Annotated in this window: 17 protein-coding genes; 14 read left to right on the top strand and 3 right to left on the bottom strand. The window is 68.4% G+C overall.

The annotated features are described in order from the left end of the window. Positions 1-27 precede the first annotated feature (27 nt). From miaA to AC3A5T_RS12880, 7 genes are all read left to right on the top strand, one after another. On the top strand, positions 28-984 hold the full coding sequence (gene miaA, locus AC3A5T_RS12910) for a tRNA (adenosine(37)-N6)-dimethylallyltransferase MiaA (RefSeq protein WP_487628917.1): 957 nt from the start codon (positions 28-30) through the stop codon (positions 982-984). A 190-nt stretch (positions 985-1,174) separates the two neighbouring features. After that, the gene (gene hfq, locus AC3A5T_RS12905) at positions 1,175-1,456 is read left to right on the top strand and encodes an RNA chaperone Hfq (RefSeq protein ID WP_232138131.1); all 282 of its coding nucleotides are present in this window, start codon (positions 1,175-1,177) and stop codon (positions 1,454-1,456) included. A gap of 18 nt (positions 1,457-1,474) precedes the next feature. Further along, positions 1,475-2,794 (top strand): ribosome rescue GTPase HflX, encoded by a 1,320-nt coding sequence (gene hflX, locus AC3A5T_RS12900; protein ID WP_487628916.1) that lies wholly within the window; start codon positions 1,475-1,477, stop codon positions 2,792-2,794. A 188-nt stretch (positions 2,795-2,982) separates the two neighbouring features. Beyond that, positions 2,983-4,179, top strand: coding sequence for an FtsH protease activity modulator HflK (hflK, locus tag AC3A5T_RS12895; RefSeq protein WP_487628915.1), 1,197 nt, complete (start codon positions 2,983-2,985; stop codon positions 4,177-4,179). Then, positions 4,176-5,039, top strand: a complete 864-nt coding sequence (hflC, locus tag AC3A5T_RS12890; protein ID WP_332077541.1) for a protease modulator HflC — start codon at positions 4,176-4,178, stop codon at positions 5,037-5,039. The genes hflK and hflC overlap by 4 nt, the downstream gene beginning before the upstream one ends. 34 nt (positions 5,040-5,073) lie before the next feature. Then, on the top strand, positions 5,074-5,238 hold the full coding sequence (locus AC3A5T_RS12885) for a DUF2065 domain-containing protein (RefSeq protein ID WP_487628914.1): 165 nt from the start codon (positions 5,074-5,076) through the stop codon (positions 5,236-5,238). Between the two features lie 513 nt (positions 5,239-5,751). Further along, the gene (locus AC3A5T_RS12880; RefSeq protein WP_487628913.1) at positions 5,752-7,044 is read left to right on the top strand and encodes an adenylosuccinate synthase; all 1,293 of its coding nucleotides are present in this window, start codon (positions 5,752-5,754) and stop codon (positions 7,042-7,044) included. A 110-nt stretch (positions 7,045-7,154) separates the two neighbouring features. Here the strand turns inward: AC3A5T_RS12880 and AC3A5T_RS12875 are convergent, their stop codons facing one another. Then, a complete protein-coding gene (locus AC3A5T_RS12875; protein WP_487628912.1) occupies positions 7,155-7,967 on the bottom strand; it encodes a formate/nitrite transporter family protein in 813 nt (270 codons plus the stop codon). A 106-nt stretch (positions 7,968-8,073) separates the two neighbouring features. Next, positions 8,074-8,946 carry an AraC family transcriptional regulator gene (locus AC3A5T_RS12870; RefSeq protein ID WP_487628911.1) on the bottom strand — a complete coding sequence of 291 codons (873 nt, stop codon included), beginning with the start codon at positions 8,944-8,946 and terminating at the stop codon, positions 8,074-8,076. Positions 8,947-9,087: 141 nt separating this feature from the next. On the opposite strand from AC3A5T_RS12870, the gene AC3A5T_RS12865 reads away from it, so the two are divergent. The 3 genes from AC3A5T_RS12865 to AC3A5T_RS12855 all read left to right on the top strand — a co-directional run bounded on the left by AC3A5T_RS12865 (position 9,088) and on the right by AC3A5T_RS12855 (position 12,153). Continuing rightward, the gene (locus AC3A5T_RS12865) at positions 9,088-9,843 is read left to right on the top strand and encodes an SDR family NAD(P)-dependent oxidoreductase (protein WP_487628910.1); all 756 of its coding nucleotides are present in this window, start codon (positions 9,088-9,090) and stop codon (positions 9,841-9,843) included. 433 nt (positions 9,844-10,276) lie between these two features. Then, on the top strand, positions 10,277-10,717 hold the full coding sequence (locus tag AC3A5T_RS12860; RefSeq protein ID WP_487628909.1) for a DUF2231 domain-containing protein: 441 nt from the start codon (positions 10,277-10,279) through the stop codon (positions 10,715-10,717). Next, entirely contained in the window at positions 10,714-12,153 is a 1,440-nt protein-coding gene (locus tag AC3A5T_RS12855; RefSeq protein ID WP_487628908.1) for a PQQ-dependent sugar dehydrogenase, read from the top strand. The genes AC3A5T_RS12860 and AC3A5T_RS12855 overlap by 4 nt, the downstream gene beginning before the upstream one ends. 166 nt (positions 12,154-12,319) lie before the next feature. On the opposite strand, the gene AC3A5T_RS12850 is transcribed toward AC3A5T_RS12855, so the two are convergent. Then, entirely contained in the window at positions 12,320-12,724 is a 405-nt protein-coding gene (locus AC3A5T_RS12850; RefSeq protein ID WP_487628907.1) for a RidA family protein, read from the bottom strand. 117 nt (positions 12,725-12,841) lie between these two features. Between AC3A5T_RS12850 and AC3A5T_RS12845 the strand changes: the two genes are divergently transcribed. The 4 genes from AC3A5T_RS12845 to AC3A5T_RS12830 all read left to right on the top strand — a co-directional run bounded on the left by AC3A5T_RS12845 (position 12,842) and on the right by AC3A5T_RS12830 (position 16,157). Then, a complete protein-coding gene (locus AC3A5T_RS12845) occupies positions 12,842-13,783 on the top strand; it encodes a LysR family transcriptional regulator (protein WP_487628906.1) in 942 nt (313 codons plus the stop codon). Between the two features lie 53 nt (positions 13,784-13,836). Beyond that, a complete protein-coding gene (locus AC3A5T_RS12840) occupies positions 13,837-15,546 on the top strand; it encodes an FAD-dependent oxidoreductase (protein ID WP_487628905.1) in 1,710 nt (569 codons plus the stop codon). Next, positions 15,546-15,851, top strand: coding sequence for a UBP-type zinc finger domain-containing protein (locus tag AC3A5T_RS12835; RefSeq protein ID WP_487628904.1), 306 nt, complete (start codon positions 15,546-15,548; stop codon positions 15,849-15,851). The genes AC3A5T_RS12840 and AC3A5T_RS12835 overlap by 1 nt, the downstream gene beginning before the upstream one ends. A 123-nt stretch (positions 15,852-15,974) precedes the next feature. Beyond that, on the top strand, positions 15,975-16,157 hold the full coding sequence (locus tag AC3A5T_RS12830) for a hypothetical protein (RefSeq protein ID WP_487628903.1): 183 nt from the start codon (positions 15,975-15,977) through the stop codon (positions 16,155-16,157). Positions 16,158-16,238: the final 81 nt, after the last annotated feature.

Raw genomic sequence — 16,238 nt, 5'->3', positions numbered from 1 at the left:
CGGCATGAGCAGGCGACACCAGGCGTGATGGACAGCACCCCACCGAAGCCCCGTGCCATCGCCCTGATGGGGCCGACCGCGTCGGGCAAGACCGCGCTCGCGCTCGACTGGGCGCAGCGGTTCGGCGGCGAGATCGTCAGTGTCGATTCGGCGCTGGTGTACCGCGGCCTCGACATCGGCGCGGCCAAGCCCGATGCCGCGGAGCGCGCGCGGGTGCCGCATCACATGCTCGATCTGCGCGATCCCTGGCAGACGTACTCTGCAGCCGAGTTCGCGACCGACGCGCGCGCCGCGGTCGAGGACATCCTGTCGCGTGGTCGCGTGCCGATTCTCGCCGGCGGCACCGGCCTGTATTTCGCGGCCCTGCTCGACGGGCTGTCACCGATGCCGGAGGCCGACGCCGAGACGCGGGCCGCGATCACCGCCGAAGCCGAGGCAATCGGTTGGCCCGCACTGCACGCGCGCCTGGCGACGCTCGATCCGGAAGCCGCCGCGCGCATCAAGCCCGGCGATGCGCAGCGCATCCAGCGTGCGCTCGAAGTGCATCGCCTGACCGGTACGCCGATCAGCGAGTGGCAGAAGCGGCCGTCCGAATCACCGCCGTTTCCCGCGCAGGTCCTGCCGCTGGCGATCGCGCCGCCCGAGCGTGCCACCCTGCATGCGCGCATCGCCACCCGGTTCGATGCGATGCTCGCCGCGGGCTTTCTCGACGAGGTGCGTGCGCTGCGCGCATTGCCGCAGCTGCAGGCGCACCCGACGCCCATGGAGCTGCCGGCGATCCGCGCCGTCGGCTATCGCCAGGCCTGGGAATTTCTGGACGGGCAGGGCACGGCCGAGGACTTCCGGGAACGCGGGATCGCCGCCACCCGCCAGCTGGCCAAGCGGCAGTTCACCTGGTTGCGCGGGCGCGGCGGGGCGCGCTGGTTCGATCCGGCGACGCAGCGTGCCGCGCTGGATGCGGAGGTCGCCGCGTTCTTGGGTTGAGCCGTGGACGCCTGCGCACGTAGCGGGCGACCACCGGCGTCACGAATCCCCGATTCCGCACAGCATTCGACCCCTGCGATCCCGCACGGACGGCATCGCGGTTGTGTAACATCGGCCGGTCGTCATCCGGGGAGCGGGTGGCGACCCGGCCAACAGGTCATCAGAACAACAACTACGCTGGGGAAACACCATGTCCAAGGGGCAATCCTTGCAGGATCCTTTCCTGAACGCACTGCGCCGCGAGCGCGTGCCCGTCTCGATTTACCTCGTCAATGGCATCAAACTGCAGGGCACGATCGAATCGTTCGACCAGTTCGTGGTGCTGCTGCGCAACACCGTGAGCCAGATGGTCTACAAGCACGCGATCTCGACCGTGGTGCCGGCCCGCAACGTGCGCGTGGCGCCGGGTGGCGGGTTCGTCCAGTCCGGTGAGGGCGAGGGCGAAGACGAGACGCCCGAAACGACCGACTGACCCGAGGTGTGAACCCACTTGTTCGAACGCTCCCGCAAGGGTGAAAACGCGCTGCTGATCCAGCCGCATTCGCATGGCCCGGCCGACGAAGGCGCGCTGGAAGAATTTTCGGAACTCGCCCGCTCGGCCGGTGCCCGCGTCGCCGCGGTCATCCCGGCCCGTATCGACAAGCCCAATGCCGCCACGCTGTTCGGCAGCGGCAAGCTCGACGAGGTCAAGGCCGCGGCTGATGCGACCGGCGCCGATCTGGTGCTGGTCAACCACCGGCTCACGCCGGGCCAGGAACGCAACCTCGAGAAATTCCTCGAGCGTCGCGTCGTCGACCGCACCGGCCTGATCCTCGACATCTTCGCCCAGCGCGCTCGCAGCCACGAAGGCAAGCTGCAGGTCGAGCTGGCGCAGCTGCGCCACATGGCCACGCGCCTGGTCCGCGGCTGGACCCATCTGGAACGGCAGCGCGGTGGTTCGATCGGCCTGCGCGGTCCGGGTGAAACCCAGCTCGAAACCGACAGGCGCCTGTTGCAGAAGCGGCTTGAACAGCTGCAGGCGCGCCTCGACAAGGTGGAAGTGCAGCGCACGCAGATGCGCCGTGCGCGCGTGCGCAGCGAGCTGCCGCGCGTGGCGCTGGTGGGCTACACGAATGCCGGCAAGTCCACGCTGTTCAACACGCTGACCGGCGCCGATGCCTACGCGGCCGACCAGTTGTTCGCCACGCTCGATCCCACCGTGCGCCGCGTCGATCTGTCCGGCGGCAGCATCGTGCTTGCCGATACCGTCGGTTTCGTGCGCGACCTGCCGCACGAACTCGTCGCCGCGTTCCGCTCCACGTTGAGCGAGGCGCGCGAGGCCGATCTGCTGCTGCACATCATCGATGCCGCCGATCCGCTGCGGAACGAGCGCATCGCCCAGGTCGACGCGGTGCTCGGCGAAATCGGCGCCGGCGATCTGCCGCAGCTGCTGGTGTTCAACAAGATCGACCGCATCGAAGGCGCGACGCCGCGCTACGACCAGGACCCGAACGCGCTGGCCGATGACGCCGTGCGCGAGAGCGTGTGGATCTCCGCGCGCGACGGACTCGGGCTCGATCTGCTGTCGCAGGCGCTCGCGCGCCGGCTCGGCATCCGCCGGGTGACCGGCGAGGTGCGTCTGCCGCCGGAGTCCGGCCGCCTGCACGCCCGCCTGCATGCGCTGGAAGGCGTGCGCGATGAAACCGTCGACGAGTCCGGCTGGCTGCTCCAGGTGGACCTCGCCCATGCGGACGCCGCGCGTCTGGCATCGCAGGCCGACGGCGAGCCGCTGCGCGCGCTCTTGCCTCCGGACGAGGACGACACCATCTGATAGGTCCAGTGGGGGCGTGTCTGCCCGCGATGCGGCGTCGAGCGGACGCCCGCTCGCGATCAGGGCCGCGACCACGGGAATCCCGGCATGACCTCCGGTGCGTGGCCTGCGACAGGCGCGAGCCGGTTAGACTATGCGACCCCCGCGCCGCTGCCGACGCAGGCTGCGCGCCCAGAACTGGAGCAGGCATGGCCTGGAACATTCCCGGCAACAACAAGGACAACGATTCTCCGGACCGCAAGGAGTCCGGAGACAAGGGCGAGCGCAATCCGTGGCCGCCACGCCGGACCGGCGGTGGTGGTCGTGGCGGACGCGGTGGCGGCGGCGGTGGTTTCGATCGCATCCTCGACCAGTTCCGCGGGCTCTTCGGCGGTGGATTCGGAGGCGGCAATCCGCTGCGCTGGATCGCGGTCGTCGTGGTCATCGTGCTGCTGCTCAACTGCTTCGTGCTGGTGGGTGAAACCCAGCGCGGCGTGGTGCTCCGCTTCGGCCAGGTCGCCCGCGTCATGCAGCCGGGTCCGAACTTCAAGCTGCCGTGGCCGGTCGAGCGCGTGACCAAGGTCGACGCGACCACCGTGCAGTCCTTCAGCAACACCGTGCCGGTGCTGACCCGCGACGAGAACATCGTCATCGTGTCGTTCAACGTGCAGTACCGCGTCGGCGATGCCGTGCAGTACTTGTTCGGCACCCGCAACGCCCGCGAAATGCTCGAGCAGACCGCGCTCAGCGCCGTGCGCGAGCAGATCGGCCGCGTGAATCTCGACGCCGCGCTCAATGCGCGTGGTCCGATCTCGACCGCGGCCCAGACCTCGCTGCAGGCGTCGCTCGACAGCTACCGCACCGGCCTGTTCGTCAACGAACTCAACCTGCAGGACGCGCGTCCGCCGGAAGAGGTCAAGGACGCGTTCGACGCCGTCAACAGCGCGCAGCAGATGAACGAGCAGCTGGTCAAGGAAGCCGGCGCGTATGCGGCGAAGATCGTGCCCGAGGCGCGCGGTGAATCCGAGCGTGTCCGCTCGCAGGCCGAAGGCTACAAGACCGCCGAGATCGCACGCGCCACCGGTGACGCGACCCGCTTCTCGCTGCTGGTCGATGCCTACGCCGGCGCGCAGGACGTGACCCGCAAGCGTCTGTGGCTGGAAACCGTGCAGAGCGTGCTGGCCGAGAACCGCGTGGTCGTGGGCGGCGATGGCCGCCAGCTGATCTACGTGCCGATGGCCGGGCAGGGCGCAGGCGGGCAGGCCGCCCCCTCGCTGATTCCGCCCGAGGTGCTGTCGCCGGCCGTCGAGGCCACGCGCAACAGCGGCAACAGCAACAGCAACGCGACTCCGGCGGCGCCTGCGCGCAGCCTGCCGCGTCCGCCGCGTGAAGGAGCCACCCGATGAGACTCAACTTCGTCATTCCGCTGATCATCGTCGTGCTGCTGGGCCTGATGGGCTCGGTGTATGTGGTCCGCGAAGGTCAGGTGGCCTTGGTGCTCAACCTCGGCCGCGTCGCGCGGACCGACATCGGCCCGGGCCTGCACTTCAAGGTGCCGCTGATCGAATCGGCGCGCGTGTTCGACCGGCGCTTCAACGCCAGTGCGTTCTCGCCCGAGCGTTCGCTGACCTCCGAGCGCAAGGACGTCAGCGTCGACTTCGTGGCCATCGTCGCCATCAGCGACGTCGCGGCGTTCTATCGCGCCACGTCCGGCAACGAGGCCGATGCCAACCTGCGCCTCGAGCCGATCATCAAGAACTCGCTGCGTAACGAGATCAACGCCAGCACGCTGACCGAGCTGGTCTCGGGCAACCGCTCGGAGTTCGTCGAGCGCCAGCTGCCGGGCATCAACGAAGCCGCGAAGTCGCTGGGCATGCGCATCATCGACATCCGTCTGAAGCAGATCGATCTGCCGACCGACAGCCAGGTGATCCAGCAGGTCTACAACCGCATGCGCGCCGAGCGCCAGGAAGTGGCCACGCGACTGCGCGCCGAAGGTGAGGAGCGCGCGCGCGCGATCCGCGGCCAGGCCGATCGCGAGCAGACCGTGATCCTCGCCGAAGCCGAACGCGACGCGCAGACCCTGCGCGGTGAAGGCGACGCCGAAGCGGCCCGCATCTACGGCGAAGCGGCGAACCGCGATCCCGCGTTCTATGCGTTCCAGCGCAGCCTCGAGGCCTACCGCGCGGCGTTCGAAAAGGGCGACAGCGTGATCGTGCTCGAGCGCAACGATCCCTTCCTGCAGTACATGCGCAGCGATCGTTGAGGGTCTGCGCCTGATGTCGGATCTGTGAGCGGCGATGTGCCTGGTGTTCGTCCTCGAAGGCCTGATCCTGTTCGCCGTCCCGGGCTTTTGGAAGCGCAACGCCGAACAGATGCTCACGATGCCGATCTCCACCCTGCGCCGCATCGGCGCAGGGGTGCTGGCGGCGGGGTTGATCGCGCTGTATTTCGTGCGGAGTTGATGGCGGCAGATTGATGCCTGTCGGTTGAGGTTGGAAGAAGCGGATTACCGAATCTCAAACGTTTCCGCGAGCTTGCCCTCACCCCAACCCTCTCCCAAGGAGGGAGGGCTCAGAAGCCCGACTACATGGCTTCACTCTCAGGCGCGACGAGCCGGCTACTGAGGTCGCGCATGGCTGACCGGCCATCGAGATCGCCACACACGCATTGACCCAGCGCCTCTCCCCCCGGGAGAGGCCGTCGCGCCATGCGCGTCGGATGAGGGCCGGGGCTCTCCCGTGACCACCCCCGATCCACCATGAACACGTCCCACAAACAGGTGGCCCCCGTCACTGGTTATCCGGATAATGCGGAAAAGCCGGACGGGCCATCTCGCATGAGTGGGCTGCCGGCTTTTTCCGTGTCCGGCCCTGTGCGGCGGTCGTCTCCCCGATGGAGCGGCCCATCACCGCGCGCGGCCGGCCGGTCCCTTCCTGCGGCCCCGATGGCCGCAACGCAATACAGGAGTCATCAAGATGGGTCAGTCAGTGGTGGTGATCGGCGCCCAGTGGGGCGACGAGGGCAAGGGCAAGATCGTCGACCTCCTCACGCAGGACATCGGCGCCGTCGTGCGCTTCCAGGGAGGCCACAACGCCGGACATACGCTGGTGATCGGCGGCAAGAAGACCGTCCTCCACCTCATTCCGTCCGGCATCCTCCGCGACGACGCGCTGTGCCTGATCGGCAACGGCGTCGTGCTGAGCCCGGCCGCGCTGATCAAGGAAATCGGCGAGCTCGAGGCCGCCGGCGTCGAAGTGCGTTCGCGCCTGAAGATCAGCCCGGCCACGCCGCTGATCATGCCGTACCACATCGCCCTCGATCAGGCCCGCGAAAAGGCCGCCGGCGGCAAGGCCATCGGCACCACCGGCCGCGGCATCGGTCCGGCGTACGAAGACAAGGTGGCGCGTCGCGGCATCCGCGTCGCCGACCTGCATTACCCCAAGCAGCTCGAAGAACTCCTGCGCACCGCGCTCGACTATCACAACTTCGTGCTGACCAAGTATCTCGGCGTCGACGCGGTCGACTTCCAGAAGACCTACGATGAGGCGCTGGCGTTCGGCGAGTACGTCGAGCCGATGAAGTCCGACGTGGCCGGCATCCTTCACGACCTGCGCAAGCAGGGCAAGCGCGTGCTGTTCGAAGGTGCGCAGGGCGCACTGCTCGACATCGACCACGGCACCTATCCCTACGTCACCAGCTCCAATACCACCGTCGGCGGCGCGCTTGCCGGCACAGGCGTGGGCGCGGACGCGATCGATTACGTGCTCGGCATCGCCAAGGCCTACGCCACACGCGTCGGCGGCGGCCCGTTCCCGACCGAACTCGACGACGAGATCGGCCAGGGCATCCGCGATCGCGGCCAGGAATACGGCGCCTCCACCGGCCGTCCGCGCCGCTGCGGCTGGATGGACATCGTCGCGCTCAAGCGCGCCGTCGCCATCAACGGCATCTCGGGCCTGTGCATCACCAAGCTCGACGTGCTCGACGGCATGAAGACGCTGAAGATCTGCATCGCGTACGAGTACCGCGGCAAGCGCACCGAGTACGCGCCGCTCGACGCCGCCGGCTGGGACGAGTGCACGCCGGTCTACCTCGAGTTCCCGGGCTGGGAAGAAACCACCCACGGCATCACTGAGTGGGACAAGCTCCCCGCCGCCGCCCGCGCCTACCTGCGTGCGCTCGAAGAACTGGCCGGCTGCCCGATCAGCATCGTCAGCACCGGTCCGGACCGTGCGCACACGATGGTGCTGCAGGATCCGTTCGCCTGATCGCGCGCACGGCGTAGACCCGCGCACGTGATCGATAAAGCCCCGCGTATGCGGGGCTTTTTTTGTGCGTCGGCTGCGGGTCATCACACCATTCGCATTGCCGGAACGCGTTATGCCTTCTTGCGCAGATAGATCGCCCAGTACGCGAGTCCGATTCCGCCGCCGCCGATGATGTTTCCCAGCGTCGACCACACCAGATTGGCGCCGGCCGCGCCCCACGACAGGCCTGCCGGCAGTTCGGCACCCGTCGTCGCCTGCGCCAGCAGGCCCAGCGGCAGCAGCGACATGTTCGCGATCGAATGCTCCAGGCCCAGTGCGACGAAGGCGGCGACGGGCGGCACGATGACGGCGATCTTGTCGACCGCGGATTTCGCGCCGGCAGCCATCCAGACGGCGAGGCATACCAGCATGTTGGCGAGGATGCCGCTGGCGACCAGGCTGCCGGCGGATTTCGAAGCCTTGTCCGCCGCGAGTTCGATCGCGGAACCGGCGAATGCACTCTCACCCGCGAGATGCAGGCCGGCGCCGATGGCGAGCTGCACCAGCAGCAGGGCGCCGACGAGGTTGGCGAGCCACACGAGACTCCAGGCACGCAGCAGCTGGCCTGGACCAATGCGGCGCTGTGCGAGCGGCAGGATCATCAGCGTGTTGCCCGTGAACAGTTCCGCGCCCGCAAGCAGCACGAGGATCAGGCCGAGGGCGAAGCCGAGGCCGACGGCGATCTGGGTCAGGCCGTAAGGCAGGTCGCCAGCACCCGCGCCGATGAGCACGGCGATGAGACTGCCGAAGCCGATGTAGGCGCCGGCGAGCATGGCGAGGCCGATCATCCTGCCTGTGGGCAGGGTCGCTTTCTCGACGCAGGCATCGGACATCGCACTGACGATGTTTTCGGGCGGGGCGATGGCGGGAGAGGCGTCGGCCATGTGGGCGCGTCCGTTCGGGAGAGCGTCCAGCTATACGCAGGCGGCGGTGAAGCATGCGGCCACGGCGCGCGTTCGAACTGGTGATGCGGTGAGGTGCGGCGTCGCGTCAGGCGATTGCGGCGCGTGTATCCGCGACAGGCGGCCGGCCGAACATGCGGCCGTACTCGCGGGTGAACTGCGGCACGCTCTCGTAGCCCACGGCGTAGGCTGCGCTGCTCGCGGCCATACCTTGCGACTGCATCAGCCGACGCGCTTCGATCAGGCGCAGGCGCTTCTGGAACTGCAGCGGCGACAGCGAGGTGATCGATTTGAAATGGCGATGGAACGCAGACGCGCTCATGCCGGCTTCGCTAGCGAGCAGGTCGACGGGCACCGGCCGGGTGTAGTCGCGCCGCAACACGGTCACCGCGCGCGCGATGCGTTGCACGTGGCCGTCGGGCCAGCCGAGGCGCCGGATCGCGTGGCCATGGCGGCCGGCGAGCAGCCAGTAGTGCAACTCGCGGATGCGTTGGGCCTGCAGCACGGGCAGGGCGTCCGGCTGCTCGAGCAACTGCAGCAGGCGCAGGGCGGCATCGGCCACCTCGGGTTCGGTGGGATGCACACGCACGGGACCGGGATCGCCCGCTGGCGGCGGCCCCATCTGTGCGACGAGATCGGCGATCACCGCGGGGTCGAGCGCCAGCACCAGCGAGTAGTACGGCGACGCGGCACTGGCGCGTGTGATCTGGCTGACGGTGGGAATGTCCGCGGTGATCAGCAGCGAGTGACCGGCCGAAAACTCGAACGCGCGGGTACCGAAAGTGACGCGTTTACTGCCCTGCTGCACCAGGCACAGCAGTGGGCGGTGCACGTCGTGCATCAGGTCGCTGGGCGCGAGCGCGCGCACGGCCATCAGGCCGGGGATGGGCGAAGGTGCGAGCCCGTCACTGCCGGCGTGGGCGTCGGCGTGGCGGCGGACAGCTTCGGGCAAGGTGGACATGGCAGGATCGTAGCGTCCGCGCGCATCGTGCGGGTGGCGCGCGGCAGGAATGGGCAAGCTTCGTGGAGATTCCGGCAACGCGCCGGGCGGGGCCGGGCGCACGCTGTGCATCGACTTTCCCATCGTCCCAGAGGAGTTCCCATGCCCCGGATTGCCCTGATCACCGGCGCCAGCCGCGGCCTCGGCCGCAACACCGCGCTCGCCGTCGCCCACGGTGGCGGCGATGTCGTGTTGACCTACCGCAACAACGCCGGAGAAGCGCAGGCGGTCGTCGCCGAGATCGAAGCGCTGGGCCGGAAGGCGGCGGCGCTGCAGCTCGATACCGGCGATGTCGAGGCGTTTCCCGCGTTCGTCGAGCAGCTGCGTGCCGCGCTGCACGCGACCTGGCAACGCGAGACCTTCGATCACCTCGTCAACAACGCCGGCCACGGCGACACCGCACCGATCGCCGAGACCACCGTCGCCCAGTTCGACCGGCTGGTGGACGTGCACTTCAAGGGCGTGTTCTTCCTGACCCAGGCGCTGCTGCCGCTGATCCATGACGGCGGGCGCATCGTCAACATCTCCACCGGACTCACGCGCTTCGCGTATCCGGGTTACGCGGCGTATGCGGCAACGAAGGCGGCGGTGGAGACCTTGAGCCTCTACATGGCCAAAGAGTTCGGCGCCCGCGGCATCGCGGTGAACACGGTCGCGCCGGGTGCGATCGAGACGGACTTCGGCGGTGGCGCGGTGCGTGACAACGCGCAGATCAATGCGCACTTGGCGGACATCACCGCGCTCGGCCGCGTGGGTGTGGCGGACGACATCGGACCGATGATCGCGGCGCTGCTCGGAGATGCGAACCGCTGGGTCAATGCGCAGCGGATCGAGGTGTCGGGCGGGCAGGCGATCTGAGAAGCTTTGAGTTGCTGCAGTGCCTGTTTCGGACATGGGCGCGAGGGGCTGCCCTCACCCCAACCCCTCTCCCGGAGGGAGAGGGGATAGAAGCGGGGTGATGCGCTCTGATTGTTCGTTGATGTCCGGCGTTGCGAAGTGCCGCACCCTGTTTGCGCGCTCGTCTTCGAGAGCCCCTCTCCCTCCGGAAGAGGGGTTGGGGTGAGGGCGCCTGCAGATGGTGCAGCGAAGAAAAGCCGCAGCGCGCTCATCAACGTGCAGGGATCGATCTCCGGACACTGACGCGTTGCTTCTACCCGAGTCTGCACCGCGCAAGCCAACGCCCGCCGCCAATCCGACGCATTCACTACGCCTTGCGCTCGGATGTACGACTGTCTCCGGCGCACCGCGGATCGCCTGGCGTGACGCGGCCCCGCCGACGATGAGACTTCCCATGCAGACACCCCCCGTAGTCGTGACGCAGCCGTACCGGCCGCTGAACCCGTTGCACCTGCTGCTGGTCAGCAGTGCATTCCCTCTTTTCCTCGGCGCCTTGTTCGCCGACATCGCGTATGCGCGGACCTACGAGATCCAGTGGACCAACTTCGCGTCCTGGCTGCTGGTTGGCGCGATGGTGTTCGCGGTCATCGCGCTGGTCTGGGCATTGGTGTCGCTGATCACGCCGACCGCGCGCACCCGCACCCGCTTCATCTACGTCGGCCTGCTGGCACTGACCTGCGTGCTCGGCTTTCTCAATTCGCTGATCCACGCCATGGATGCCTGGCAGAAGATGCCGCAGGCGCTGGTGTGGTCGGTGCTGTGCGTGCTGTCGATCGGGGCGAGCCTGTGGTTCGCGCTCGGCGGCACTCTGCGTCGCCGGGAGGTGCTGCCATGAACCGTCTTCACTCGAAGCGCTCGACGTCCGCGCTGCTGACGCGCGCTCTGGTGCCTGCGCTTGCACTCGCGCTCGTGGCCTGCGGCGGTACGCCGGACGAGACCTATGTCGGCCCGTCGCCGGAGTTGCCGAAGCCGCAGCGTGGTCTGTTCCCGACGCTGAAGATCTCGCTGCCGGCCGAGTGGGGCGATCAGCTGCCGACCGTGCCGGAGGGCTACGAGATCGCGCCGATCGCCGACAACCTGCAGATCCCGCGCCAGATGCTGGTGCTGCCCAACGGCGACATCCTCGTCGCCGAAGGCCGCGGCGGCCGCGCGCCGAAGCTCACGCCGAAGGACATCATCGCCGGCATGATCAAGGCCCGTGGCAACACGCAGGTCGACAGCGGCAACCGTCTGACCCTGCTGCGCGACGCCGATGGTGACGGCGCCTACGAGAACCGTTCGGTGTTCGCCGATAATCTCGACGCGCCTTACGGCCTGGCGTTCGGCAACGACTCTATCTACGTCGCCACGCAGGACGCCCTGCTGCGCTTCCCGTACACGGCGGGCGCGGTCAACGCGGCCGGTGCGCCGGAGGAGATCACCAGACTGCCGGCGGCGATCAACCACCATTGGACCAAGTCGCTGACGATCAGTGCCGATGGCCGTTACCTGTTCGTTGGTATCGGTTCGGACAGCAACATCACCGAGCGCGGGCTGGCCGTCGAAGAGAACCGCGCGATGGTTTGGCAGGTGGAAGCGGCGACCGGTTTCCACCGCGTGTTCGCGACCGGCCTGCGCAATCCGACCGCGCTGGCGATGCAGCCGGGCATGGACCAGCTGTGGGCGGTGGTCAACGAGCGCGACGAGATCGGCGACGAACTGGTGCCCGACTATCTGACCAGCGTGCGGCCGGGCGGCTTCTACGGCTGGCCCTACAGCTACTGGGGCCAGAACGTCGACGAGCGCGTGCGTCCGCAGAAGCCGGAGAAGGTCGCCTCGGCGATCGCGCCGGACTTCGCGCTGGGCTCGCACGTCGCCGCACTCGGCGTCGCGTTCTCGACGCCGACGATGGGCGAACAGTTCGCCAACGGTGTGTTCGTCGGACAGCACGGCAGCTGGAACCGAAATCCGCCGGTGGGCTACAAGGTCTCGTTCGTCCCGTTCCGCGACGGCAAGCCGTCGGGCGAGATGATCGATTTCGCCACCGGCTTCCTCGGTGAAGACGGCAAGGCGCGTGGCCGCCCGGTCGGCGTGACCGTCGATCCGCGGGGCGCATTGCTGGTGGCTGACGATCTGGCCAACACCATCTGGCGCATCACCCCGACGGGGGGCGCGCCGGGCATGCCCGCTGCGGCTGCACAACCGCCTGCACAACCGGCCGCAACGCCGGACGCTGCACCGGCGCCTGCAGCCGCGCCGGCTCAGACGGGTGCGACGCCGCCTGCGGGCTGACTGCACTCGTCACTGGTGGATGACAAAGGGCCCGAAAGGGCCCTTTGTTGTTTCGACGTGCGACGCGGAGCGCACGACGCGTTGCGCATGCCCGTCTTCGGGCTTCGCCAGGACGAACGACGTGGGTGACGGCGACCCAGGCGGGGCCTCCGTACCCTCACGCCCCTCAGCCAGCAGCACGCCCCGGCAACTTCGCAATCACCTTGATCTCGAAGTCGAAGCCCGCCAGCCAGGTCACGCCCACCACCGTCGCGGTCGGAAACGGTGCCTGTCCCCAGTACTCGGGCACGATCTCCCACGCGCGCTCGAAACGGTTCGCGGGATCGACGATGAAGAACGTCACGTCGACGACGTCGTCGAACGTGGCGCCGGCCGCAGCGAGCACGGCGTTGAGATTCTCGAACGCGCGGCGCACCTGCTGCGCGAACTCCGGCTCCGGCGAGCCGTCTTCGCGGCTGCCGACCTGGCCGGCGACGAACAGAAACCCATCGGAGCGGATGGCCGGCGAATAGCGGTGCTTGTCGTACAGGGCATGGCGACCGGCGGGGAAAACAGCGTCACGCGTTGTCATGGAACTCTCCTGCGAGTGCGATGCCCCCAGTCTGCGGACGCGGGTCGGCGCGATAAACACGCAGCGCGCGCCAGCACTGTTCGTAGAATCCGGACAATCTCCGCAGCTGGACAGGCGATGGACCGTTTCGATGCGATGCAGGCGTTCGCACGCGTGGTGGAGGCGGGCAGCTTCACCAAGGCAGCCGACACGCTGCACATGAGCCGGACCACGGTGACGCAGCTGGTGCAGCAGCTGGAGGCGCGGCTGCGGGTCAAGCTGCTCAACCGCACGACGCGGCAGGTCAACGTGACCGCCGATGGCGCGGCGTACTACGAACGTGTGGTGCGGCTGCTGGCTGACATGGACGATGCCGAGACCAGCCTGTCGAATGCGACGAGCGCGCCACGCGGACGTCTGCGGGTCGACGTGCCCAGCCCGTTCGCGCGGATGATCCTGGCGCCGGCCTTGCCGGCGTTCCACGCGCGCTATCCCGAGATCCAGCTGGATCTGGGCGTCAGCGACCGGCGCGTGGACCTGATCGGCGAGAACGTGGACTGCGTGGTGCGCGGCGGCACGATCACCGACCAGTCGCTGGTCGCGCGGCACGTGGGTGATCTGCGACTGGGCGTGCATGCATCGCCCGCGTACCTCGAGCGTATGGGCGCGCCCGCGCATCCGCGCGAGCTGGAAGATTCGCATCACCGCATCGTCGGCTTCCTGTGGGCGCGTACCGGCAAGCCGTTGCCCTACGCGATGCGTCGCGGCGATGAGCGTGTGCAGGCGCAGGGGCGTTACGTCGTGGCGCTGGACGACGGCAACGCCTATCTCGCGGCCGGGCTCGCGGGCATGGGCGTGCTGTGGCTGCCGGCGTACATGGCCGGCCCGCACGTGGCGAGCGGCGAACTGGTGACGCTGTTCGAGGACTGGACGCTCAATCCGATGCCGATGCACGTCGCGTTTCCGCCGAACCGGCACGTCAGCGCCAAACTGCGGGTGTTCATCGACTGGATCGTCGAGCTGATGGACGTGCACGCGCCGGTAATGCGGCCACCGCCGGGTCCGCCACCAACGGCGTGACGCGCTGCCGCATTGCGGGTGCATGATGCAGGCATCTCCCACGGACCCCGCCCATGGCGCTTGCCGACGACCGTCGTCACCAGATGTTCCCGGTGCTGGATGCCGCCCAGATCGCGACCGCGCGTCGCTTCGCCAGCGGCCCGCCGCGGACCTGCGTGGCCGGCGAAGTGCTGTTCGACGTGGGTGACTGCGATGCGCCGGTGTGGCTGGTGCTCGAAGGCGCAATCCATGTCGTGCGCCGTGATGGACTGGGGCACGAGAAACCCATCACCACGCAGGGCGCGGGCCAGTTCACCGGTGAGGTGAGCCAGCTTGCCGGACGCGCGTCGCTGGCGGCGGGGCACGCGGCGGAGAGCGGATGCACGGCCGTGCCGATCGATGCCGCGCATCTGCGCGCGCTGGTGGTGGGCGCGGCGGAACTCGGGGAGATCGTGATGCGGGCGCTGATCCTGCGCCGCGTGGGGTTGATCGAGGGCGACGCCGCCGGATCGGTACTGGTCGGCTTGCCGGGCGATGCGCATCTGACCGCGCTGCAGAGTTTCCTCACCCGCAACGGGTATCCGAACACGCTGTTCGATGCCGACAGTGACGAGGGTCGGGAGATCGTCGAACGGCTCGGCATCCAGCCCGGCGATCTGCCGTTGATGATCTGCCCGAACGGCACCGTGCTCAAACGTCCCGGCAACGCGGAGGCCGCGACGTGCCTGGGGATGACGCCGGAACTCGATCCCGACGCGCTGCACGACGTCGCGATCGTTGGCGCCGGCCCGGCCGGGCTCGCGGCTGCGGTGTATGCAGCCTCGGAAGGGCTCTCGGTGATCGTGCTCGACCAGCGCGCGATCGGCGGACAGGCCGGTGCATCGGCGCGGATCGAAAACTACCTCGGCTTTCCGACCGGCATCTCCGGCCAGGCGCTCGCCGGGCGTGCCTACAACCAGGCGCTGAAGTTCGGCGCCGAACTCGCGATTCCGCTGGAAGTCGCGACGCTGGCCTGCGGCGGCGATCCGGACACGGGCAGCGGGCCGGCGCCGCACGCGCTGCATCTGACCTCGGGCGAAGTCGTGCGCGCACGGACGGTGGTCATCGCGTCCGGCGCGCGCTACCGGCGACCGGACATCGAGAACCTGTCGCTGTTCGAAGGCGGCGGCGTGTCCTACTGGGCCTCGCCGGTCGAAGCGCGGCTGTGCGAAGGCGAGGAGGTCGCGCTGATCGGCGGCGGCAATTCCGCCGGGCAGGCGGTCGTGTTCCTCGCGCCGAAGGTGAAGACCCTGCACCTCGTCGTCCGCGGCGCCGGACTCGAAGCCTCGATGTCGCGCTATCTGGTCGACCGCATCAAGGCATTGCCGAGCGTGGTGCTGCACACGCGCACCGAGCTGATCACGCTGGAAGGCGACGCCGAACGCGGACTGGTCGGCGCGACCTATCGCGACCGCGATTCCGGCGAGACCCATCACTGCGATCTGCGTCATGTGTTCCTGTTCGTCGGCGCCGATCCCAACACCGGCTGGCTGACCGATTGCATCGCACTGGACCATGCGGGCTTCGTGACCACCGGCGCCGATGGCGCGGGGCCCGGACGCTCGACTTCGCTGCAGACCGATCGCCCCGGCGTGTTCGCGATCGGCGACGTGCGCGCGGGATCGGTGAAGCGTGTGGCGGCGGCGGTGGGCGAGGGCGCCGCCGTGGTCTCGCAGATCCACCAGTACCTGGCCGCGGCCGACGAGGCCGCACGTTCCGACACCCGAGAGAAGGCGACCGCCTGATGGCCGACACCTGCACCCACCTCGACACCATCGCGACCGTCGTGCCGAGCGCACGCGGCTGCGAGGACTGCCTTGCGATCGACAGCCCCTGGGTGCATCTGCGCCTGTGCCGCACCTGTGGGCACGTCGGCTGCTGTGACGATTCGCCCCATCGCCATGCCACCGCGCATCACCATGCGACCGGCCACCCGATCATCGAAGGCTACGACCCGCCCGAAGGCTGGGGCTGGTGTTTCGTGGACGACGTAGAAGTGGAGCTGCCGGATCAGACGCCACAGCGTGGGCCGATTCCGCGCTACGTGTGAGGGCGGGCGCCCTGCGTCGCCGGGGATGGCGTGCGGCTACGGCGTCGCGGCCGGTCCCGGACGCGCATTCCGTTTTCACGGGATCGCACGTACGGTCTTTTCGCCATCAACGAGGACACGGGAATGACGCCACAGGAAGACGTGTCGCAACACGACGCCCCGCAGAATCCGGACTCGCCCCCGCGCGATCCAACGCCCAATCCCAAGGCCGGGATTTCAAGCGAGGTCGACGCCTTCGATGATCCGGATTCGCACGACGAGAATGCGTTGCCGGGACATGCGGGCGGTGGATTGGCGGGCGCGTGATTCCAAGGTGAACGCGCTTCCTTCAGAAGTGCGCGTTGCGCATCGTGATTCCCGATCTTGCGTTCTTCGAAGCTGCCGATT

This window comes from Luteimonas sp. Soil_C_16 (assembly GCF_057657295.1).
The sequence above is the reverse complement of the archived record's forward strand: the minus strand, read 5'-3'. Positions and strand labels throughout refer to the sequence as shown.